We start from the raw sequence: 21,494 nt of genomic DNA, 5'->3' as shown, positions 1-21,494 counted from the left end.
TGGAGCCAGCATGAGCGAACTCAGTCATAAGGATTGGATCAGCAAAGCCTCGGCTATCCGTTTTCGCGACAGGGCGTTCATCGACGGCAAGGCAATGCCCGCGCGTTCCGGCAGAACATTTACCAGCATCAATCCGGCCACCGGAGCAACGCTCGCTGAGGTGGCTTCCTGCGGCGAAGAGGACATCGACCTTGCCGTCGCCGCGGCACGCCGCAGTTTTGAGGCCGGCGTCTGGTCGAGAGCGACCCCTCAGCATCGCAAACGGGTGCTGCTGCGGCTGGCGGAATTGCTGCGCGAGAACCTGCAGGAGCTCGCGCTGCTGGAATCTCTTGATATGGGCAAGCTGGTCAAGGACGCAGCGACCGTCGACGTGCCGGGGTCGGCGGCGATCTTCCAGTGGTATGGCGAAGCGATAGACAAGGTCTATGACGAGGTGGCGCCGACGGCACGAGGCGACCTTGCTTTGGTACGGCGCGAGCCGCTCGGGGTCGTGGGCGCCGTCGTGCCGTGGAACTTTCCGCTCGACATGGCGACCTGGAAATGCGCGCCCGCGCTGGCTGCGGGCAATTCGGTGGTGCTCAAACCCGCCGAGCAGTCGCCTTTCTCGGCGCTCAGGCTGGCCGAGCTTGCCATGGAGGCAGGGCTGCCCGCCGGCGTGCTCAATGTGGTGCCCGGCCTCGGCGAGACGGCCGGCCAGGCGCTTGGCCGCCATATGGACGTGGATTGCCTTGCCTTCACCGGATCGACCGCTGTCGGCAAGATGTTCCTGCAATATTCCGGCCAGTCGAACATGAAGCAGGTCTGGCTGGAGACCGGTGGCAAGAGCCCCAATCTGGTGTTCGCCGATTGCGGTGATCTGGACGCGGCAGCCGACATGGCCGCCTTCAGCATCTTCTTCAACCAGGGGCAGGTATGCTCGGCCAACTCCCGGCTTCTGGTGGAGCGCGGCATCAAGGATACGCTCGTCGAGAAACTGGCGCAGCGCGCGACGGCGACCCAGCCCGGCGATCCGCTCGACCCTGCATCCAGGATGGGTGCGATGGTGGACGCGCGCCACGCGGCGACCGTCATGCGTTTCGTCGATGGCGGCAAGAAGTCGGCACGGCTGGTGACCGGCGGCGACCGGGTTACCGTCGACGGGCGCGGCAGTTTTGTGCAGCCCACGATCTTCGACGACGTCTCGCCCGACGACCCGCTTGCGCGCGACGAGATATTCGGTCCGGTCCTGTCGGTGATCGCCTTCGACACCGAAGACGAGGCGCTTCGCATCGCCAACGACAGCGTCTACGGCCTGGCCGCATCTCTGTGGACCGACAGCCTGTCGCGGGCGCATCGTCTCGCGGAAGGGCTGCGCGTGGGCACGGTTTCCGTGAACACCGTCGATGCGCTGAGCCCGATGACTCCCTTCGGCGGTTTCAAGCAGTCCGGCTTCGGGCGCGACCTGTCGCTGCACGCGCTCGACAAGTACACCGCGCTGAAGACTACCTGGATAAAATATTGAGAAGCGGCCGCGACTTGATCGCCGGCTGCAAACCGGCAACATAGCCACCATGCCGCTTCGCTTCACGCTGAGACAACTCGAATATTTCGTCGCCGTTGGCGAAGCGGGTTCGATCGCCAAGGCGGCCGAGCAGGTGAATGTCTCGCCGCCATCGATCTCGGCGTCGATCGCTCAGCTCGAAGCCGAGTTCGGCGTGCAGCTTTTCGTGCGCAAGCATTCGCACGCGCTGGCGCTGACGGCGGGCGGGCGCCTGTTCCTCAAGGAAGCAGCGCGTCTGCTTAACGATGCGGACGCGCTGCACGACATTGCCGGGGATATCGCCGAAAAGGTGCGCGGACCGCTGGCGATCGGCTGCCTGCTCACTTTCGCCCAGATCGTGCTGCCGGCACTGCGCAAGAAATTCGAGGACGCCTATCCCGATGTGCGGGTCAGGCAATTCGAGCGCAACCAGGGGCAATTGTTCGAGATGCTCCAACGTGGCGAAATAGACGCCGCGCTGACCTACGATCTGGAGCTGTCGCAAGACATGACTTTCGAGCCGCTGATGCAGTTGCCGGCCTATGTCATGCTGCCGGCCGCGCATCGCCTGGCGGCGAAGGCAGGTATCACGCCCGAGGAACTGGTCGATGAGCCGATGGTGCTGCTTGACCTGCCCTACAGCAGGGAATATTTCCTGTCGGCTTTCCAGCCCAGGGGCCTGCGGCCCAAGATCGTCGAGCGCACCGGCGACATCGCCGTGATGCGCTCGATGGTCGCCAACGGCTTCGGCTACGGCATCGCCAATATGCGGCCGCTCAACACCATGTCGCCGGACGGCAAATTGCTGGTCTTTGTGCCTTTGTTGGGCGACCTCAGGCCGCTGACCATAGGGATTGCCCTGCCGAACGCCGAGCATCGCACGCTGACGGTGCAGGCCTTCATCGACCACTGTCGCCGCTTCGTCGTCGAGCAGGGCGTCTTCGGTACCGAGCGCATCGTGAAGTGAGGCCTGCCATGCGGCTCACGGCCAGCCGTCCGTGAGCCGTTCCAGCAATCTGTCCAGCATCGCGTCGCAACGACGCAGCTGTTCGACGCTGACAAATTCGTCGGGCTTGTGTCCCTGCGCCATGGAGCCCGGCCCGCAGACGACTGCAGGCGTGCCAAGATCGCGGCTGAACAATCCGCCCTCCGTGCCGAACGCGACTTTCATCGTGTCGTTGGCACCGGTCAGCGACTTGACGAAAGCCACCGCCTCCGATGCGGCCGGGGTGTCGAGGCCCGGATAGGTGTTGGTGATCTCGATGTCGATCGCTGCCTCTGCCGCGATCGAAGCGGCGTCCTCGGCAATGCGCACCGCGGCGGCGCGCAGCCTGTCGAGAATGCTGGCGGCGTCGTCGGCGGCAATGTTGCGGATCTCGAAATCGACGTGGCAGAGGTTGGGCACGATGTTGAGCGCGACACCGGCGTTGATCTTGCCGACATGAACCGTCGTGTAGGGAATGTCGTAGTCGCCGTCGCGGGCGCCGTCGCGGGCCAGCCGTTCCTGTTCGTCACGCAAGGCGCGCACGAAATCGCACCCGAGGTGGATCGCATTGAGCGCCAGCGGGGCGAGCGCCGAATGGCCTTCGCGTCCCCTGCAGACGGCGCGAGCGGCAAGCTTGCCCTTGTGCCCGGTCGCCACCTGCATGTTGGTCGGCTCCCCGACGATGCACAGCAGCGGGCGTTGCGGCGCCGCACGCAGCATTTCGATCAGGTCGCGCACGCCCAGGCAGCCGACTTCCTCGTCACAGGAGAGCGCCAGATGCAACGGCGTCCGAAGCGCGATCCTGGAGGCCTTGATGCAGATCGCGAGCGCAGAGGCCACAAAACCCTTCATATCCGCCGCGCCGCGCCCATAGAGCTTGCCGTCGCGCTCGGTCATTTCGAATGGGGGCAGCGTCCAGTTCTGGCCGTCCACGGGAACGACGTCGGTGTGGCCGGACAGCATGACACCGGGTCTGCCTGCCGGGCCAATGGTGGCAAAGAGGTTGGCCTTGTGCCTGTCCGCGCCGTGGACGATCTGGCAGGCAACGCCGCTCGCTTCGAGCAAGTCGGCCGCATAGCCGATCAGGTCGAGGTTCGAGTCGCGGCTCACCGTGGGGAATGCGATCAGCCGTTCGAGAATCCTGATGCTGTCCATTTTCTGTCTCTCGGTCGGGTTCTGGCTGTCTAGCATCATGCCGCCGATGCTCTGAAGTCGCATTTCGCTCAGCCCCGGTTCAACGCAGACTAATTCGCGCCGGCGCGCGCGATTAGGCGCGTCCTAATCGGCACAGAAGAAATCCGTAGTTTTCCCGCGCCGGCTCGAACTTATGAGTAGTCTCGGCAGCACCGGCGGTGCCGAGCCGGCAGGGAGGAAGCTACATGCGCGACCCACGCTACGACATCCTGTTCGAGCCGATGAAGATAGGTCCGGTGACGGCCAAGAACCGCTTCTATCAGGTTCCGCACTGCAATGGCGGTGGCTATCGCGATCCATCGGCGGCGGCAGAGATGCGCCGCATCAAGTCGGAAGGCGGCTGGGGCGTGATCTTCACCGAGCAGACGGAGATGCACCATACCTCCGAGATCACGCCCTTCATCGAACTGCGGCTATGGGATGACGCCGACATTCCGGCTTTGGCCAAGATGGCCGAGGCCATGCACGAGCACGGGGCGCTGGCTGGCATCCAGCTCGCCTATTCCGGGATCAACGGTCCCAACCTCTACACCAAGGAGGTGCCGCGCGGGCCGTCGGCCTTGCCGATCCGCACCTTCACCAATGATCCGGTGCAGGCGCGCGCCATGGACAGAGAGGACATACGCGACCTGCGCCGCTGGCACCGCAATGCCTTCAAACGCGCCAAGCAGGCGGGTTTCGACCTTGTCTGCCTCTATGGCGCGCATGGCTTCGGCATCATCCAGCATTTCCTATCGACGGCCACCAACCAGCGCGGTGACGAATATGGCGGCTCGCTGGAAAACCGTTCGCGGCTGATGCGCGAGCTGATCGAGGAAGGGCGCGACGCGATTGGCGACACGTGCGGCCTGACGCTCAGGCTGTCGCTGGACGAGATGATCGGTGAACTCGGCTTCGCCAATTCGGAAGTCCGCGACATGATCGAGATGCATGCCGAACTGCCCGATCTTTGGGATCTCGCGCACGGCGCTTGGGAGGATTGCTCGGGTCCGTCACGCTTCAAGGACGAGGCGGCGCAGGAAAGCCTGGTGTCGGGCATCAAGAAGCTGACCTCGAAGCCGGTCGTCGGCGTCGGCCGCTTCACCTCGCCCGACGTGATGGTCAGGATGATCCGGTCGGGCACGCTCGACTTCATCGGCTGCGCGCGCCCGTCGATCGCCGATCCCTTCCTGCCGAGGAAGGTCGAGGAGGGCCGCATCGAGGACATCCGCGAATGCATTGGCTGCAACATCTGCATCACCGGCGACATGACCATGTCGATCTCACGCTGCACGCAGAACCCGACCTTCATGGAGGAATGGCGCAAAGGCTGGCATCCTGAGCGCATGCAGGCGAAAGGCGACAGCGACAGCGTCCTGATCGTCGGCGCCGGGCCTGCCGGACTGGAGGCCGCGCGTGCGCTCGGCCTGCGCGGCTATAAAGTGGCCATCGCGGAAGCGGGCACTGAGCTTGGCGGACGCGTGGCGCGCGAAAGCAAACTTCCAGGCCTGTCGGCCTGGGGCAGGGTGCGCGACTATCGGCAGTATCAGCTCAGCCAGATGCCCAATGTCGACATCTATTTCGAAAGCCGGCTGTCGGCCGGTGACATCCTCTCGTTCGGCTTCCAGAACGTCGCCATTGCCACCGGATCGACCTGGCGCCGCGACGGCGTCGCGCGTGCCCATGTCGTGCCGATGCCGATCGACGCCGCGATGCCGGTCTACTCACCCGACGATCTGATGGCCGGCAAGGTTCCGGCCGGCAAGGTCGTGCTGTTCGACGACGACCACTATTACATGGGCGGCGTTCTCGCCGAGCTGATGGCGCTTCGGGGAACGAAGGTGACCCTGGTGACGCCATCGGCTTATGTCTCGGACTGGACCCGCAACACGCTGGAGCAAGGGGCCATTCACCGCCGCCTGGCTGAACTCGGCGTCGATATCGTCCTCAACAGGACCGTCACGAGTGTCGCTTCAGGTGGCGTCGTGACGGCCTGCGTCTACACCGGCGCTAAACAGGATCTGGCGGCCGATGCCGTCGTCCTGGTCACGTCACGCAATCAGGACGACGCCGTTTGGCGCGAGCTCAAGGCGCGGGAAAACGAGTGGGGCGACAACGGCATCCGTTCGGTCAAGGTCATTGGCGACGCCGAAGCACCGGGGCCGATCGCCTGGGCAACCTATGCCGGCCATCGCTTCGCCCGGGAGCTGGACGAACCTGACATCGGCGACGCATTGCCATTTCGGCGGGAAGTCGCCGCACTGGCGGCGGAATAGAACGCCGGGGCGCGGCAGATCAGATCGCCCGCCCTTCCTGGTCGAAGAAGTGCAGATGCCCGGGTTCGGCCCGCAGGCCGACCTCGGCGCCGGTTTCGGGCGGCAGGTCTGGCCACTGTCCATCTCGACATGGAGGAGCGTGACGGCGCCGGTGTATTCGGCGAGCCTTACCTTGCCGCAGCGATCCTGTTCCTCTGCTCCGACGCCACGAGCTTCGTCTACGGCGCCGCGCTCGACGGGGATGGCGGCTCGATGCTCCGCTGACCGGGAGGGCAGCGGCTCCGGCGACGCTCGCTGACCCTTCCGGCCATTTATAGAGTTCAGTCGGTCGGACGGTCCGCGACCGAACGCCGCCCGTCGATCCACAAGGCAAGCAAGGTGCAGGCCGCGCCCGAGAGCAGGTAGGCGCCCGCCGCGATGAGGCCGAAATTGCCGGCCAAAAGCAGGGCTGCGAGCGGCGCGAAGCCGGCGCCGAACATCCATGCAAGATCCGAGGTTATCGCCGAGCCGGTATAGCGATAGTGCCGCGAAAAGCTCGATGCGACGACGCCCGACGATTGCCCGAAACTCAGCCCCAGCAGGATGAAGCCCAGCACCATGAACAGGGCCTCCCCAACGGTGCCGCCATCCAGAAGCTGCGGGGCAAAGCCGCTGAACGTCGCGATGGCGATCGCCGAACCGCCGAGCAGCGCACGGCGTCCGACACGATCGGCCAGTGGCCCCGATGCGACGATAGCCGCGATACCGAACAGAGCGCTCACCGCCTCGATCGTCAGGAAGCGCGCCGGCCCCTCATTGGTGAACAGGAACACCCAGGAGAGCGGAAACACCGTCACCATGTGGAACAGGGCGAAACTCGCCAGCGGCGCGAAGGCGCCGATGACGACGTTGCGGCCTTCGGCCCTGATCGTATCCCTGATGCGCGTCGGCTGCAGGTCGCCGCTCTCGTACAATCTTGAAAATTCGGGCGTCACCACAATGCGCAGCCTGGCAAACAGGGCCACGACATTGATGGCGAAGGCGACGAAGAAAGGATATCGCCAGCCCCAGGCAAGGAAGTCGTCGGCCGACAGGTTGGCGACGAAGAAAGCGAAGAGGGAACTCGCCACGATGAGGCCGATCGGCGCGCCGAGTTGCGGGATCATGGCGTAGAAGCCGCGCCGGTTCTGAGGCGCGTTCAGCGCCAGCAGCGAGGGAAGTCCGTCCCAGGTTCCGCCGAGCGCCACGCCTTGCCCGATGCGGGCCAGCGCCAGAAGCCAGATCGCAAGCGCGCCGATATCGCCATAGGCGGGAAGGAACGCGATGGCGACGGTCGAGGTGCCGAGCAGGAACAGCGCGATCGTCAATTTCGCCCCGCGGCCATAGGCGCGATCGACGGCCATGAACAGAACGGAGCCGAACGGACGGGCGATGAAGGCCAGTGCGAAAATGGCGAAGGAGTAGAGCGTTCCGACGAGCGGGTCGTGCGTCGGAAACACCAGCTTTGGGAACACGATGACGGACGCGATCGCATAGACGAAGAAGTCGAAGAATTCCGACGTCCTGCCCACGATCACGCCGACCGCGATATCGCCCGCGCTGACCTGGCCGTGGTCCGAGCCGATCAGCCCGCTGTTTGTTTCGGCAGTCGAAGTCTGAGCCATCTTGTCCGTCGCCACCGCGTGGAATGAAATATCTGGGACCCAATCATAGGGATTCCATTGTGCGCTGCACACTGTGCCAGACCCACCCCGGCTGGGCATTGGACAAATTGTCCAATGTCAGCGCGCCGCCGCCGGCAGTAGCCCTTTGTTGATACCGCACCGCAACATCCCTCCACGTTGCGGCGGTCCATCGAGGGCAGCATCTGATGAAACGATTTGGGGCCTTGCTTCTGTTTCCCCTGACCGGGCTGTTGAGCGGCTGCGATATGGTCGTGCTCGCGCCGGCAGGCGATGTCGCGGCCCAGCAGCGCGACCTGCTGGTGGTCTCGACCTTGCTGATGCTGATCATCATCGTGCCGGTCATGGCGCTGACTGTCTTTTTCGCCTGGCGCTACCGGCACTCCAATGCCTCGGCGACCTATGCACCGGATTGGGATCATTCGACGAAACTGGAACTGGTGATCTGGGCAGCACCGCTTCTCATCATCATATGCCTTGGCGCACTGACCTGGCTCGGCACGCATTTGCTCGACCCGTACCGCCGGATCGACAGGATCGAACCCGGCCAGCCCGTCACCCAGTTGAACAAGCCGCTCAGGGTCGAGGTCGTGGCGCTCGACTGGAAATGGCTGTTCATCTATCCCGATTACGGCATCGCTGCCGTCAACGAGCTGGCGGCGCCGGTCAACCAGCCGATCGACTTCCGCATCACCTCCTCGGCGGTGATGAATTCCTTCTACATTCCAGCCCTCGCCGGGCAGATCTATGCCATGCCGGGCATGGAGACGAAGCTGCACGCCGTCATCAACCGGCCGGGCACCTATAGCGGTTTCTCCGCCAATTATAGCGGCGCCGGCTTTTCGGGCATGCGCTTTGCCTTCCACGGCCTATCCGATGATGCCTTCAGCCAGTGGGTGGCACAGGCCAGGACCGCATCCGCGGCTCTCAACCGCGACAGTTATCTCGAACTCGAAAAGCCGAGCGAGAACGAACCCGTCCGCCACTACGCCTCCGTCGATCCCGACCTCTATGGTGCCATCCTCAATCTGTGCGTCGAGCGCGGCAAGATGTGCATGAACGAGATGATGTCCATCGACGCCAAGGGCGGTCTCGGCCTTGCGGGTGTGCGCAACACCTTGCCGCTGCAATATGACAAGCTCGCGTGGCGCGGCGCGGTGTTCGGAAACGAACCCTCCTATGTCGCCAGCATCTGCACGGCGGAGGAGGCCGCTGCCGTCTCGCGCGCGTCGCGCGATGCCCGGCCGACCTATTGGCCGGCGAAGAACCTGTCCCCGCTGCGCGGGGCGGGACTGCTCCGGCCCCGGACAGACAGCCGCAGCGCGGAGGCCGACACGCCGGCCCTCGGCCTGCTGCGGCGCGAATTGTGAGAGACTTGCGATGCCCGATACGCTGACCAAATTCATTTTCGGCCGCCTCAACTGGGACTCGCTGCCGCTGCATGAGCCGATCGTTGTCGCCACCTTCGCCGCGGTGGCGCTCGGCGGCATCGCGCTTCTCGGCGTCATCACCTATTTCAAGCTGTGGGGCTACCTGTGGCGTGAATGGTTCACCAGCGTCGACCACAAGAAGATCGGCATCATGTACATGGTGCTGGGGCTGGTCATGCTGCTGCGCGGCTTCTCGGACGCCATCATGATGCGCCTCCAGCAGGCCATCGCCTTCAATGGCTCCGAGGGCTACCTGAACTCACATCACTACGACCAGATCTTCACCGCCCATGGCGTCATCATGATCTTCTTCGTGGCGATGCCCTTCGTCACCGGGCTGATGAATTTCGTCGTGCCGCTGCAGATCGGCGCCCGCGACGTCTCCTTTCCGTTCCTCAACAATTTCTCCTTCTGGATGACGGTCGGCGGCGCCATCCTCGTCATGGCCTCGCTGTTCGTCGGCGAATTCGCCCGCACCGGCTGGCTCGCCTATCCGCCGCTTTCCGGCATCGGCTACAGTCCCGACGTCGGCGTCGACTATTATATCTGGGCGCTGCAGGTGGCGGGTGTCGGCACGACGCTGTCGGGCATCAACCTGATCTGCACCATCATCAAGATGCGCGCGCCCGGCATGACGATGATGCGCATGCCCGTCTTCACCTGGACGTCGCTCTGCACCAACGTGCTGATCGTCGCCTCCTTCCCGGTGCTGACGGCGGTGCTCTCGCTGCTGGCGCTCGACCGCTATGTCGGCACCAACTTCTTCACCAATGACTTCGGCGGCAATCCGATGATGTATGTCAACCTCATCTGGATATGGGGTCACCCGGAAGTCTACATCCTCATCCTGCCGCTGTTCGGCGTCTTCTCCGAGGTCACCTCGACCTTCTCCGGCAAGCGCCTGTTCGGCTACACCTCGATGGTCTACGCCACAGTGGTCATCACCATCCTGTCCTATCTCGTCTGGCTGCACCACTTCTTCACCATGGGCTCCGGCGCCAGCGTCAATTCCTTCTTCGGCATTACGACGATGATCATCTCGATCCCGACGGGAGCGAAGATCTTCAACTGGCTGTTCACAATGTACCGGGGCCGCATCCGCTTCGAATTGCCGATGATGTGGACGGTGGCCTTCATGCTCACCTTCACCGTCGGCGGCATGACCGGCGTGCTGCTTGCCGTGCCGCCGGCGGATTTCGTGCTGCACAACAGCCTGTTCCTGATCGCGCACTTCCATAACGTCATCATCGGCGGCGTGCTGTTCGGGCTGTTCGCCGGCATTGCCTACTGGTGGCCCAAGGCCTTCGGATTCAAGCTCGACCCGTTCTGGGGCAAGGTATCGTTCTGGTGCTGGGTGGTCGGCTTCTGGTTCGCCTTCATGCCGCTCTACGTGCTCGGCCTGATGGGCGTGACACGCCGCATGCGCGTGTTCGATGATCCCTCCCTGCAGATATGGTTCGTCATCGCCGCCTTTGGCGCGGTGCTGATCGCCTGCGGCATCGCCGCCTTCCTGATCCAGATCTTCGTCTCCATCCGCAGGCGCGAGGCGCTTGCCGATCCGACCGGCGATCCATGGGACGGCCGCACGCTCGAATGGTCGACCTCCTCGCCGCCACCTGCCTACAATTTCGCCTTCACACCTGTCATTCGCGACAACGATGCCTGGTTTGACATGAAGCAGGCCGGCTACACCAGGCCGCTCGCCGGCTTCAAGCCGATCCACATGCCCAGCAATACCGGCACCGGTGTCATCCTGGCCGCCTTCAGCGTCGCGCTCGGCTTCGCCCTGATCTGGTACATCTGGTGGCTGGCGGCGCTGAGCTTCGTTTGCCTCATCGCCACCGCGATCGGCCACACCTTCAACTATCACCGCGACTTCCACATTCCGGCAGCCGAAGTCACTCGGACGGAAGAGGCGAGGACGACGCTCCTCGGGGCTGGGGTTTGAGCATGGCATCGACAGCAATCATGGCCGGCACCGAACCGGTGTTTCACCTGGAAGAGGAGCATGCGCACGCCGAAGGCGGCTCCACCATGCTCGGCTTCTGGCTCTATCTCATGAGCGACTGCCTGATCTTCGCGATGCTGTTCGCCGCCTATGGCGTGCTTGGCGGCAACTACGCGGCCGGGCCGGCACCCAAGGACCTGTTCGACCTCGATCTGGTGGCGGTCAACACCGCCATGCTGCTCTTCTCCTCGATCACCTATGGCTTCGCCATGCTGACCATGGACAGGGGTCGCGTGGGGGCGACGCAAGCCTGGCTCGCCGTCACCGGCCTGTTCGGCCTGGCGTTCCTGTCGATCGAGCTCTACGAATTCTCGCACATGATCCATGAAGGCGCGACACCGCAGCGCAGCGCCTTCCTGTCGTCTTTCTTCACCCTGGTCGGTACGCACGGCCTGCATGTCACCTTCGGCATCGTCTGGCTGGTGACACTGATGACCCAGGTCGCACGATTTGGCCTCGTCGAGGCGAACCGCCGCCGGCTGATGTGCCTCTCGATGTTCTGGCATTTCCTTGACGTCGTCTGGATCGGCGTCTTCACCTTCGTCTATCTGATGGGAATGTTGCGATGAGCGCTCATGATCATGCCGAGGGTCACGGCCACGCCCATGGTGGAGCAGCACACGGATCGTTCCGGAGCTATCTGACCGGCTTCATCCTGTCGGTGATCCTGACCGCCATCCCGTTCTGGCTGGTCATGAGCGGCGCCATCGACGACAAGCAGGCGAGGGCCATCGTCATCATGGCCTTCGCGGTCGCGCAGATCGTCGTCCACATGGTCTTCTTCCTGCATATGAACACCACCTCGGAAGGCGGATGGTCGATGCTGGCGCTGATCTTCACGCTGATCCTGGTCGTGATCGTACTGACCGGCTCGCTCTGGGTGATGTATCATCTCAACGCCAACATGATGCCGGGGCTGCACGACATGCGCGAGATGTCATGAGCCCGGTTGCGGGCTCTGGGAGAACCAACGCCGAGGCGACGGGCATCGGTCCGCGGCCCGCGTCGCAAGAGGGCGCCGGCCGGTCGTCCGCATCGCGCCTTGTCCTTGTGCTGCTCGGGCTCCTCGGCGTTTTGGTGTTTGTCGGGCTCGGCATATGGCAGCTGGAGAGGCGGGCCTGGAAGCTCGACCTGATCGCCCGTGTCGACCAACGCATTCATGCCCCGGTTTTCGAAGCGCCTGGCCCGGAGAGCTGGAACGGCATCACCGCGGCCCGCTACGAATACAGCCATGTGCGATTGGCCGGACGCTTCCTGGGCGGCGCCAACACGCTGGTCCAGGCGGTGACGGAGCTTGGCGGCGGCTATTGGGTGCTGACGCCGATGCGGACCGACAGTGGTTTCGTCGTGCTGGTCAATCGCGGCTTCATTCCCCCGGAGCGCAAGGCCGAGTTCGGACAAGAGAGCGGCGGCTCAACCGCGCCGGCCATCATCGATGGACTGTTGCGCATGAGCGAGCCAGGCGGTGGCTTCCTGCGCAAGAATGACACCACGGGCAATCGCTGGTATTCGCGGGATGTCGCTGCCATCGCAACCGCGCGCGGCCTGACGGATGTCGCACCCTATTTTGTCGATGCTGAGGCATCCGGCATCGACGGCTGGCCACGCGGCGGGCTGACCGTCGTGACTTTCCGCAACAGCCACCTCATCTATGCTTTGACCTGGTTCACGCTCGCTGCGATGCTTGCCCTCGCCTTGGCCAGGCCGATGACCGGCCGCCCCCAGCGGCAAGGACCAGCAAGATGAGCGTTCCCACGCAAGCGCTCCGCCGCGACAAATCGCTGGTGACGGCGTCCCTTGCCGCCAACAATGGCGCGGTACCAAATCCCGAAGCAACGAACAGGAAGAACTTGTTCCTGCTCATCCAACTGCGTTGGCTGGCGGTGGCGGGTCAGGTGCTCACCATTCTGGCGACGCAATACTGGTTCGAGATCCCGCTGCCGCTGGCGAAGATGGCCGGCGTGGTGCTTTTCCTGGTTGGCCTCAACATCTTCAGCCTGCTGGTCCTGCGCGGTATCAGGCCGATCACCAACACCCAGCTCTTCGTCGCGCTCATCTTCGACATGGCGGCACTGACGACGCAGCTTTACCTGAGCGGCGGCGCGTCCAATCCGTTCGTATCGCTCTACCTTCTGCAGATCACGCTCGGCGCGGCACTGCTGACCCCAAGGTTTACCTGGATCCTGGTGGCGGCCGCGTCGGCCTGCTTCGTCTTCCTCATCTTCCTTTTCCAGCCGATCGCCATCCCGCATCATGGCGGCAGCGATCTCCTGTCCCTGCATATCAGGGGCATGTTCATCTGCTTCGTGCTGGCCGCCGGCCTGATCGTGATCTTCATGACGCGCATCGACCGCAACCTGCGCGAACGTGATGCCTATCTCGCCGACCTGCGCCAGCGCTCGGCCGAGGAGGACCACATCGTGCGCATGGGCCTGCTGGCCTCCGGCGCCGCGCACGAACTGGGTACGCCGCTTGCCACGATATCCGTCATCCTGTCCGACTGGCGCCAGATGCGCACCCTTGCACGCAACCGCGAACTGGCGGCCGACATGGCCGAAATGCGGGCGCAGATCGAGCGCTGCAAGCGCATCGTGTCCGGCATTCTGATGTCTTCCGGCCAGGCCAGGGGCGAGGGAACGATACGCACCACCATTCGCGGTTTCCTCGACGATCTAGTCGAGGAATGGCGCATCAGTCGCCAGCCATTCAAGCTGGAATACACGAACGATTTCGACCCGGACGAGCAGATCGTGTCCGACACGGCGTTGAAGCAGGTCATCTTCAACGTGTTCGACAACGCCCAGGAAGCGTCGCAGGCTTGGGTCGGCGTCACCGCCGAGCGGCAGGGCGACAAACTGGTGATTGCCGTAAGCGATCGTGGGCCGGGTTTCGACGAGACTATTCTGGCGGCGCTTGGCCAGCCCTATATGTCGAGCAAGGGACGGCCAGGGGGCGGTCTTGGTCTTTTCCTTGTCGTGAACGTGGTCCGGAAACTGGGAGGTGATTTTTCCGCGCGCAACATGGAGCAGGGCGCCTGTGTTACGCTTTCGCTGCCGCTCGCGGCGCTGACCGATGGAGATGATCATGAGGCCTGATCGATCCCTCTTTATCGTCGAGGACGACGCGACCTTTGCCAAGACGCTGAAGCGCTCCTTCGAAAAGCGCGAGTACGACGTCATGGTCTGCCACGACAGGGAAGCCTTGCTCGACGCCCTCGAAAAAGCCGTTCCGGCTTATGCCGTGGTCGATCTCAAGCTTGGAGCCGGAGGTTCCGGGCTGGAGTGCGTCAAGCTGCTCAGCGCCCGCGATGCGTCGATCAGGATCGTCGTGCTGACAGGGTTTGCCAGCATCGCCACAGCGGTCGAGGCGATCAAGCTCGGCGCCAGCCATTACCTGGCCAAACCCGCCAATACCGATGACATCGAAGCCGCCTTCGGCCGTGCCGAGGGCGACGTTTCCGTACCGCTTTCCAGCCGGCCCACCTCGATCAAGAACCTGGAGTGGGAGCGCATCCACGAAACCCTGGTCGAAACCGGCTTCAACATCTCCGAGACGGCGCGCCGGCTTGGCCTGCACCGGCGCACTCTGGCCCGCAAGCTCGAGAAGCGTGTGGTGAGATAGCGGGAAGGTCCGGCGAGCCGCGGTGCCGCTCTCGGCACAGCCTTAAAAGAGGACCGCCCCACAGCTCCGACAGTTTTATGCGAGCGCCTCCGTTCACCGCGGCGGAGACGCTGGCCACCCGCGTCGGTTCCTGCCGGCGGCTCAGGAACGAGTTCCCGCATGCGGCGTTGCGTATCCGGATGGCAGTGCCGGAAGTCATGAGAACGCACCGCCGGTCGGAGATGCGTTGATGTCGATGCCAGGCTTGGCTTATGGCCCATTGGGCGACCGGTGCATGCATGTCTGTGTGGATATGCAGAAGCTGTTTGCCGAACCGTCACCTTGGGCGACGCCCTGGATAACCCGTGTCCTGCCTCAAATTGAGAGGCTGGTCGAAAGGCGTGCGGAACAGACGGTCTTCACGCGCTTCCTGCCTGCGCAAAGGCCGGGGCAAGGCGCTGGTACATGGAAACGCTATTATGAGCGCTGGGCCTCGATGGCGATCGACAATATCGGGCCGGAGATGATCGAACTGTTGCCGGCGCTCGCCGCTTACTGTCCGCCGGCGGCAGTCATCGACAAGCACATCTATTCCCCCTGGTTCGAAGGGCGCCTCAGGGCCTTTCTGATGGAACGCGAGATCGACACGCTGGTCGTCACGGGAGGCGAAACCGATGTATGCGTCCTAGCCACCGTGCTCGGCGCCATCGATTTCGGCTATCGCGTGGTGCTCGTCACCGACGCATTGTGCAGCTCTTCCGACGCAACGCATGACGCGCTGCTTACCGTCTATCACCAGCGCTTCGCGCAGCAGGTCGAGACAGTCGAGATGGAAACGGTTCTCTCGAACTGGACTTGACGCCAGTGTAGCGTCAGCCTTCCCTGCGGGGTCTGTAGTGCTTATCTGTCCCAATCGCGGACATTGGAGCAGGCAAACGTGGCGCAACGATCGGGCAGTGCTGATCTTCCCCTTCACGGTGGACGCGTGCCGAAATGGCTGGGCGACCGCATGACGCGTCTCGGTGCCGTCATGTGCGAGGCGATCATCCATCACTATGGCCGCAACGAATTGCTGCGGCGTCTGGCGCATCCGTTCTGGTTCCAGTCCTTCGGCGCGGTCATGGGCATGGATTGGCATTCGTCCGGCATCACCACCAGCGTCGTCGGCGCCTTGAAACGCGGCCTCACGCCGCTGTCGGGCGAACTCGGTATCCACGTCTGCGGCGGCCGTGGAGCGCATTCGCGCAAAACCCCCCACGAGCTTGCCGCCATTGGTGAGCGCATCGGCTTCGACGGAGCCCGCCTTGCGACCGCCAGCCGGCTTGTCGCCAAGGTGGACAGCGCCGCCGTTCAGGACGGGTTCGACCTCTATCTGCATGGCTTCATCGTCACCGACGACGGCGACTGGGTGGTGGTGCAGCAAGGCATGAACGGCGACAGCAAGGTGGCGCGCCGCTACCATTGGCTGTCCGAAGGTTTGAATAGCTTTGTCGACCAGCCGCATGCTGCCATCGAAGGCGCCAACCAGGGCGAGATCGTCAACCTGACCGACCGCCGCGCCGAAGCCTCGCGCCAGGGACAGCTTGATCTCCTCCAGGATCTTGGGCCGGACCGCATCCTTCGGGAGTTCGCCGCGCTGGAGCCCGGTACGGCACCGGCTCCGGTACAGCCCCTGCTGCCGCATTTGATCATGCCGGCTCATCACGACGTCCGCGAAAGCGACGTCGTGATGCATCGCCTTCATGGCAACATGGCCGCCGCCGCCGAGCGAGGTCCAGCCGATTTTGCCGAGCTTCTCCTGGTTCCGGGCGTAGGCGCCCGCACGGTGAGGGCACTCGCTCTCGTTGCCGAAGTGGTGCATGGCGCGCCTTGCCGATTTTCGGACCCGGGTCGTTTTTCGCTGGCGCATGGCGGCAAGGACAGGCATCCTTTCCCTGTACCGCTCAAGGTCTATGACGAGACGATCGGCGTGCTGAAGTCCGCCGTGCAAAAGGCCAGGCTCGGTCGCGAAGAGGAAATCGGCGCCCTGAGGCGGCTCGACCATCAGTCGCGGCAGGTCGAGCGATACGTCACGGGTCCCAGCCTCAAGGAAATTGTCGCCGGCGAATTCGACCAGTCGCATCTGCTTGGCGGCCGCAGTGTCTTTGGTTGGGAACCGGCGCCGGATGAGTTGAGCGCCGACGAGAACAGGAAGGCGTGACGGGCCGGGCATCACGCCACGCGCCGGTACCTGTGGTGGTCCTTGATGAATTTATTGAAGAAGCGGCCTTTCGAAGGAGCGCGCATGAACGCCGCATAGGTAGCCGGGGCGACGTCCTCATAGTCATAGCGGTTGCCGTGCGGCACGAACCAGACCGAGAGGATCCTGGTCGCGGGATCGTATTGCGTGTTTCGAATGACGGTCGATGGCATGCTGGCACCTGACGGCTCAGCCAAATAACCCGCCAGGCGTGGTGCGGTTCCGTGCCGCCATCCGACATTGCTACCTGTCGCTTGGGTTGCCGAACTTCGCATCGCGTTTCCTCGAATATCGATCGATGCGCGGCAGCTTGTCCGCAAAGTCGACCCAAGGCAGCCTGAGGTCCCAATAGGCATGGGCCTGTGGCCGCAGCCCTTCGGGTTTGTCGAAGAATCCGATCGTCAGATAAAGCTCGTCCGGCAGCCCTTCGTCGCTATAGCCTATCGAACTCCCGCAGTCGGGACAGAAAGTGCGGATAACACCCGGCGTCTTGGAAAAGGCCTTTGGCGCCCCCCTCAAAAGATTGAATTGGCTCGGCCGATACCCGACCCAGACGGTGAGTGGACTGCCGATGGCCCGTCGGCAATCGTCATCGTGATCGTAGCATATCCAGAAAGGCTCACCGTCCATGGTGGCGGCGATCGCCCCGCAAAAGCAGGCCCCGGTTTCAACGCGCGGCATCCGGCACTCCAAGACTAGAAGGTGTCCGGCGGCCCCCGACGGAACCGCCGTTGCTAAACTTTCACGCTCCTCTCGCGGTTCCGTTGCGCCGGTTTTGGACGTATCCAGCGGCAGGCAAGCGCGGTTCCCATATTGCCTTGTGGTCCGGCCTTCACCATCTAGGCAAAATGTCGCCGCTCAAACGGAAAACAGCCGGCCGTGTGGCCCAGCACGATCTCTTCGGTGCCGCTCAGGATGATCTGCCGGAGGGTTTCGCCTACCAGACCGGACTGATCACGCCACAGGACGAAATCGAACTCGTCCATCATCTAGAGGCACTGCCCTTCAAGGCCTTCGACTTCCATGGCCATCTGGCAAACCGGCGTGTCGTCGGTTTTGGCCTTCGCTACGATTATGACCGGCGCGAGGTGGTCGAGGCACCGCCGATACCTGATTTTCTGCTGCCCTTGCGCGAAAAGGTCGCGGCTTTTGCGCGCCGGCCGGCCGAAACCTTCGCGCAGGTCTTGATCAACGAGTACCGGCCCGGCGCCGGTATCGGCTGGCACCGCGACAAGCCGCATTTCGAGGATGTCGCGGGCGTTTCGCTGCTGGCGCCCTGCGATTTTCGCCTTCGGCGCAAGAATGGGTCTAAATGGGAGCGTCGGACCATCGCTGTCGAGCCGAGATCGGCCTATCTCATGACGGGGCCGTCGCGGTCGCAATGGGAGCACAGCATCCCGCCGCTTGCCGAGCACCGCTACTCGATTACCTTGAGGACATTGCGGCCTCGCAATCCCTGAGCATGCGCAGAGGTTTGCACGGGAAGTTCCGCATCATCTCGCCATAGTGCTCAACCCGACCCGCGTGCAGCGGGGCGGGTTGAACGATCCTGTGCTCTAACTCTTTGTTTTTACGCAATTCCGAACGGAAAACCGCTACGCACTTTTGCCTGGAATTGCGCTAGGTCAGCACCAGCACGATTTTGTATGTATCCGGATCGACGATGACGATCCGGCCGTCGGCGAGAACGAAATACTCGTACGCCTCGTAGGCCGGAACGATCTTCACGATGCGAGCCGGCAAGCGATGCAGCCTGACCTTGTGCCGCGGAACTTCGATGCCGACGGAGACGTCGAAGTCGACGTTCGTGACCGGCTCGACCTTGGTTTCCCTGATCACATGAGTGATCTGGGTCTTCTGTTCAACCGTCACATTGTTGATGGAAGCGGTCGAGGTCTTGTCCTGCGTGGAGGCCTTGCCTTGGGCCTGCTGATCGGTCTGGACCTTTGTCTTGTCCTGAGCCTGCTGATCGGTGGTGGTGCCGGCCTTGCCCTGTGCCTGCTGATCGGTCTGGACCTTTGTCTTGTCCTGAGCCTGCTGATCCGTTGTGGTGCCGGCCTTACCCTGTGCCTGCTGGTCGGTCTGGACCTTCGTCTTGCCCTGGGCCTGCTGGTCCGTGGTGGTGCCGGCCTTGCCCTGGGCCTGCTCGTCCGTCTTGGCCTTGGCCTTGCCCTGGGCCTGCTCCTCTGTCTTGGCCTTGGTCTTGTCCTGAACCTGCTGATCAGTCTGGGACTTGGTGCCCTGTGCCTGCTCCTTCATCTTCGAGCCCTTCTGGCAGTTGGTCGTGCCGGAAGCGCAATTTGTGTCCGCTCCTGATTGGCTATCGGCGGGCTGCTGCGTCTGAGCCATCGCCGTCCCGCAGCCTAGCCCGATCGCCAGCATGCTGGTAATGAGAACATGTTTCATAGGAAATCTCCTTCGGAGAGTTCGTCCCTTCAAGGAGTAAAACTTCGGCCAAAAAAGATTGTTCCGAACTGGCTGCGTTAATGCACCACTCCCGATTGGGTCCCGAGATCGATCTTAACGGTCTTACTTCACGCCGATGCCGGCGGTGAGGCCGCCATCTATCTTGTAGTCGGCGCCTGTGCAGAAGCCGGCCTTCGACGAGCACAGGAAAGCGATGAGTTCCGCCACTTCCTCCGGTTCGCCGATGCGGCCGAGCGGATGGGCCGCGCCGAAGCGCCTGTAGGCCTCTTCCACGTCGGCATCGCTGCCGCCGTCGCCACGCGCGGCCTTTTCGAGGATCGGTGTGCGGATCGAGCCCGGGCTGACCGAATTGACCCTTATGCCGGACGCGGCATAGTCGAGTGCCAGCGAACGCGTCAGCGTATGAATGGCGCCCTTGGTCGTGGCATAGGCGGCAACGTTCTGCTGGCAGGCGAAGCCCTGCACCGAAGCGACGTTGACGATGGCGCCGCCGCCACGCTTGATCATTTCCGGGATGCCGAAATGGGCGGTCAGATAGATCGAGCCGACATTGATCGTCATAGCCCGGTTCCACGTTTCCCAGTCGGTTGTCGTCGCCGTTCCGTAGGGATGCACCGCCGCCGAATTGACGATGACGTCTATGCCGCCGAATTTCGCCACGCCGGCCACGACCGCGTCGCGAACCTGCTCGGAAACGGAGACGTCAACCGTTTGCACCAGCGCATCGGCTCCGGACTTGGCGAGGCTTTCCTGCATGGCGGCGTTGGCCGCGCTGTCGATCCCGCAGGCGACGATCGCGGCGCCCCCAGCCGCCAGGCGTTTGGCGGCTGCCAGGCCGATACCGGTCGTTCCTGTCACCAATGCCACCTTGCCGTCAAAATCCTTCATTGCGGAAGCTCCTTCATTGCTATCGAAACCGGCTCTTAGTTTGACACTCATCGTGGTCAAACAATAGGTTGCCGGTCTCTCGCAGAAAGGAAGTGGCAATGGAACAGTGTTGGCGTTGGTACGGTCCCGATGATCCGGTGACGCTTGAACATGTCAAACAGGCTGGCGCCACCGGCGTGGTTTCAGCGCTTCACCATATCTATGATGGCAGGGCCTGGCCTGAGGCCGATGTGCTCGAACGCAAGCGCATCATCGAGGCGGCTGGGTTGACCTGGTCGGTCGTCGAGAGCATTCCGGTTCACAATTCCTTCAAGATCGGCGCGCCGGAGCGCGAGCGCTATGCCGGCTATTATCGCGACAGCATCCGCGCGCTCGCGAAGGCCGGAATCCAGACGATCTGCTATAATTTCATGCCTGTGGTCGACTGGACTCGCACCGACCTGGCCTACCGGCTGCCGACGACCGGTTATGCCTTGCGCTTCGACGCCATCGACTTCGCTGCCTATGATCTCTTTGTCTTGCAGCGCAAGAACGGCGCGGCAAGCTATACGCCGTCACGTATTGCCCAGGCCGAGGAGCGCCTGAAGGCGCTGACACCGGAGCAGATCGGCCAGATCGAGCGCAATCTGATCGCCGGCCTGCCGGCTACGGAGCGTAGCTATAACAGGGACAGTTTCCGCGAGGCGCTGGCGGAATACGACGCGATTGGGCCTAAGGAACTGCGCGACAATCTTGCCTGGTTCCTGCGCGAGATCATCCCGGCGGCCGAAGAAGCGGGTGTGCGTATGTGCATCCACCCGGACGATCCGCCCTTCTCGCTTTATGGCCTGCCGCGCGTCGTTTCGACGGCCGAGGATGCGCGTTTCATCCTCGAGACGGTCGACAGCCCGGCCAATGGTTTGACGTTCTGCACCGGCTCCTACGGTACGCGCGCCGACAACGACATTGTCGCCATGGTCAAGGAATTCGCCGACCGCATCCATTTCGTCCATCTGCGCAACATCACCATCGAGGAGGACGGTTCGTTCTACGAGGCCGAGCATCTCGAGGGCGGCACGGACATGGCGCATGTCATCCTCGCTTTGATGCAGGAAGAGAAGCGCCGTCGCGGAGAAGGCCGAGCCGACTGGCAAATTCCGATGCGGCCCGATCATGGCCATCTGCTTGCCGACGACATCGGCAAGAAGAAGATCAACCCCGGCTATTCGCTCATCGGCCGGCTGAAAGGCCTCGCGGAACTGCGCGGCATCATGCGTGCGGTGGAGCGGTTCGGGCTGGCCTGAAGTCA

At 63.2% G+C, this 21,494-nt stretch carries 20 protein-coding genes and 1 pseudogene; 15 read left to right on the top strand and 6 right to left on the bottom strand.

Annotated elements, in window-relative coordinates; translation table 11 throughout:
* Window positions 1-10 precede the first annotated feature (10 nt).
* Together FJ527_RS00370 and FJ527_RS00365 are read left to right on the top strand one after the other, a co-directional pair.
* Window positions 11-1,501: an aldehyde dehydrogenase gene (locus FJ527_RS00370; RefSeq protein WP_015316458.1), complete on the top strand. Its 1,491-nt coding sequence runs from the start codon at window positions 11-13 to the stop codon at window positions 1,499-1,501.
* A 49-nt stretch (window positions 1,502-1,550) separates the two neighbouring features.
* Entirely contained in the window at window positions 1,551-2,486 is a 936-nt protein-coding gene (locus tag FJ527_RS00365) for a LysR family transcriptional regulator (RefSeq protein WP_015316459.1), read from the top strand.
* Between the two features lie 15 nt (window positions 2,487-2,501).
* Here the strand turns inward: FJ527_RS00365 and argE are convergent, their stop codons facing one another.
* A complete protein-coding gene (argE, locus tag FJ527_RS00360) occupies window positions 2,502-3,659 on the bottom strand; it encodes an acetylornithine deacetylase (protein WP_041163727.1) in 1,158 nt (385 codons plus the stop codon).
* A 224-nt stretch (window positions 3,660-3,883) separates the two neighbouring features.
* Between argE and FJ527_RS00355 the strand changes: the two genes are divergently transcribed.
* Window positions 3,884-5,953, top strand: coding sequence for an FAD-dependent oxidoreductase (locus FJ527_RS00355; RefSeq protein ID WP_140790268.1), 2,070 nt, complete (start codon window positions 3,884-3,886; stop codon window positions 5,951-5,953).
* A gap of 171 nt (window positions 5,954-6,124) precedes the next feature.
* A pseudogene (locus FJ527_RS29780) lies at window positions 6,125-6,217 on the top strand (SDR family NAD(P)-dependent oxidoreductase); the annotation flags it as partial.
* A 56-nt stretch (window positions 6,218-6,273) separates the two neighbouring features.
* Here FJ527_RS29780 and FJ527_RS00345 read toward each other — a convergent pair.
* Entirely contained in the window at window positions 6,274-7,596 is a 1,323-nt protein-coding gene (locus FJ527_RS00345) for an MFS transporter (RefSeq protein ID WP_140715589.1), read from the bottom strand.
* Window positions 7,597-7,802: 206 nt separating this feature from the next.
* On the opposite strand from FJ527_RS00345, the gene cyoA reads away from it, so the two are divergent.
* The 9 genes from cyoA to FJ527_RS00300 all read left to right on the top strand — a co-directional run bounded on the left by cyoA (window position 7,803) and on the right by FJ527_RS00300 (window position 16,852).
* On the top strand, window positions 7,803-8,984 hold the full coding sequence (gene cyoA / locus FJ527_RS00340) for a ubiquinol oxidase subunit II (protein WP_140821148.1): 1,182 nt from the start codon (window positions 7,803-7,805) through the stop codon (window positions 8,982-8,984).
* Between the two features lie 10 nt (window positions 8,985-8,994).
* Window positions 8,995-10,992, top strand: coding sequence for a cytochrome o ubiquinol oxidase subunit I (cyoB, locus tag FJ527_RS00335; RefSeq protein WP_140821146.1), 1,998 nt, complete (start codon window positions 8,995-8,997; stop codon window positions 10,990-10,992).
* Window positions 10,989-11,621: a cytochrome o ubiquinol oxidase subunit III gene (gene cyoC, locus FJ527_RS00330; protein WP_210241241.1), complete on the top strand. Its 633-nt coding sequence runs from the start codon at window positions 10,989-10,991 to the stop codon at window positions 11,619-11,621. The genes cyoB and cyoC overlap by 4 nt, the downstream gene beginning before the upstream one ends.
* Window positions 11,618-11,995 (top strand): cytochrome o ubiquinol oxidase subunit IV, encoded by a 378-nt coding sequence (gene cyoD, locus FJ527_RS00325; protein ID WP_140821142.1) that lies wholly within the window; start codon window positions 11,618-11,620, stop codon window positions 11,993-11,995. The genes cyoC and cyoD overlap by 4 nt, the downstream gene beginning before the upstream one ends.
* Window positions 11,992-12,798 carry an SURF1 family protein gene (locus tag FJ527_RS00320; RefSeq protein WP_140821140.1) on the top strand — a complete coding sequence of 269 codons (807 nt, stop codon included), beginning with the start codon at window positions 11,992-11,994 and terminating at the stop codon, window positions 12,796-12,798. The genes cyoD and FJ527_RS00320 overlap by 4 nt, the downstream gene beginning before the upstream one ends.
* A complete protein-coding gene (locus FJ527_RS00315; protein ID WP_140821138.1) occupies window positions 12,795-14,147 on the top strand; it encodes an ATP-binding protein in 1,353 nt (450 codons plus the stop codon). The genes FJ527_RS00320 and FJ527_RS00315 overlap by 4 nt, the downstream gene beginning before the upstream one ends.
* Window positions 14,137-14,673 carry a response regulator transcription factor gene (locus tag FJ527_RS00310; protein WP_181166251.1) on the top strand — a complete coding sequence of 179 codons (537 nt, stop codon included), beginning with the start codon at window positions 14,137-14,139 and terminating at the stop codon, window positions 14,671-14,673. The genes FJ527_RS00315 and FJ527_RS00310 overlap by 11 nt, the downstream gene beginning before the upstream one ends.
* Window positions 14,674-14,902: 229 nt before the next feature.
* Window positions 14,903-15,511 carry an isochorismatase family cysteine hydrolase gene (locus FJ527_RS00305; protein WP_015316470.1) on the top strand — a complete coding sequence of 203 codons (609 nt, stop codon included), beginning with the start codon at window positions 14,903-14,905 and terminating at the stop codon, window positions 15,509-15,511.
* A gap of 78 nt (window positions 15,512-15,589) precedes the next feature.
* Window positions 15,590-16,852 (top strand): DUF763 domain-containing protein, encoded by a 1,263-nt coding sequence (locus FJ527_RS00300; RefSeq protein ID WP_140821136.1) that lies wholly within the window; start codon window positions 15,590-15,592, stop codon window positions 16,850-16,852.
* Between the two features lie 11 nt (window positions 16,853-16,863).
* On the opposite strand, the gene FJ527_RS00295 is transcribed toward FJ527_RS00300, so the two are convergent.
* Window positions 16,864-17,064 carry a KTSC domain-containing protein gene (locus FJ527_RS00295; RefSeq protein WP_015316472.1) on the bottom strand — a complete coding sequence of 67 codons (201 nt, stop codon included), beginning with the start codon at window positions 17,062-17,064 and terminating at the stop codon, window positions 16,864-16,866.
* A gap of 70 nt (window positions 17,065-17,134) precedes the next feature.
* A complete protein-coding gene (locus FJ527_RS00290; protein ID WP_015316473.1) occupies window positions 17,135-17,572 on the bottom strand; it encodes a GFA family protein in 438 nt (145 codons plus the stop codon).
* 167 nt (window positions 17,573-17,739) lie between these two features.
* Here FJ527_RS00290 and FJ527_RS00285 point away from each other — a divergent pair, with 167 nt between their 5' ends.
* Window positions 17,740-18,351 carry an alpha-ketoglutarate-dependent dioxygenase AlkB gene (locus FJ527_RS00285; RefSeq protein WP_140821134.1) on the top strand — a complete coding sequence of 204 codons (612 nt, stop codon included), beginning with the start codon at window positions 17,740-17,742 and terminating at the stop codon, window positions 18,349-18,351.
* A 160-nt stretch (window positions 18,352-18,511) separates the two neighbouring features.
* On the opposite strand, the gene FJ527_RS00280 is transcribed toward FJ527_RS00285, so the two are convergent.
* The gene (locus tag FJ527_RS00280; protein ID WP_140821132.1) at window positions 18,512-19,297 is read right to left on the bottom strand and encodes a DUF1236 domain-containing protein; all 786 of its coding nucleotides are present in this window, start codon (window positions 19,295-19,297) and stop codon (window positions 18,512-18,514) included.
* Between the two features lie 123 nt (window positions 19,298-19,420).
* Window positions 19,421-20,206 carry an SDR family oxidoreductase gene (locus tag FJ527_RS00275; protein ID WP_140821131.1) on the bottom strand — a complete coding sequence of 262 codons (786 nt, stop codon included), beginning with the start codon at window positions 20,204-20,206 and terminating at the stop codon, window positions 19,421-19,423.
* Window positions 20,207-20,304: 98 nt separating this feature from the next.
* Between FJ527_RS00275 and uxuA the strand changes: the two genes are divergently transcribed.
* Complete coding sequence (uxuA, locus tag FJ527_RS00270; RefSeq protein ID WP_015316477.1) at window positions 20,305-21,489, top strand: mannonate dehydratase; 1,185 nt, start codon at window positions 20,305-20,307, stop codon at window positions 21,487-21,489.
* Window positions 21,490-21,494 lie beyond the last annotated feature (5 nt).

Source organism: Mesorhizobium sp. B2-4-18 (genome assembly GCF_006441385.1).
Lineage (GTDB): Bacteria > Pseudomonadota > Alphaproteobacteria > Rhizobiales > Rhizobiaceae > Mesorhizobium > Mesorhizobium australicum.
Note: the sequence above shows the minus strand (reverse complement) of the source record. Positions and strands in the feature narration are given on the sequence as shown.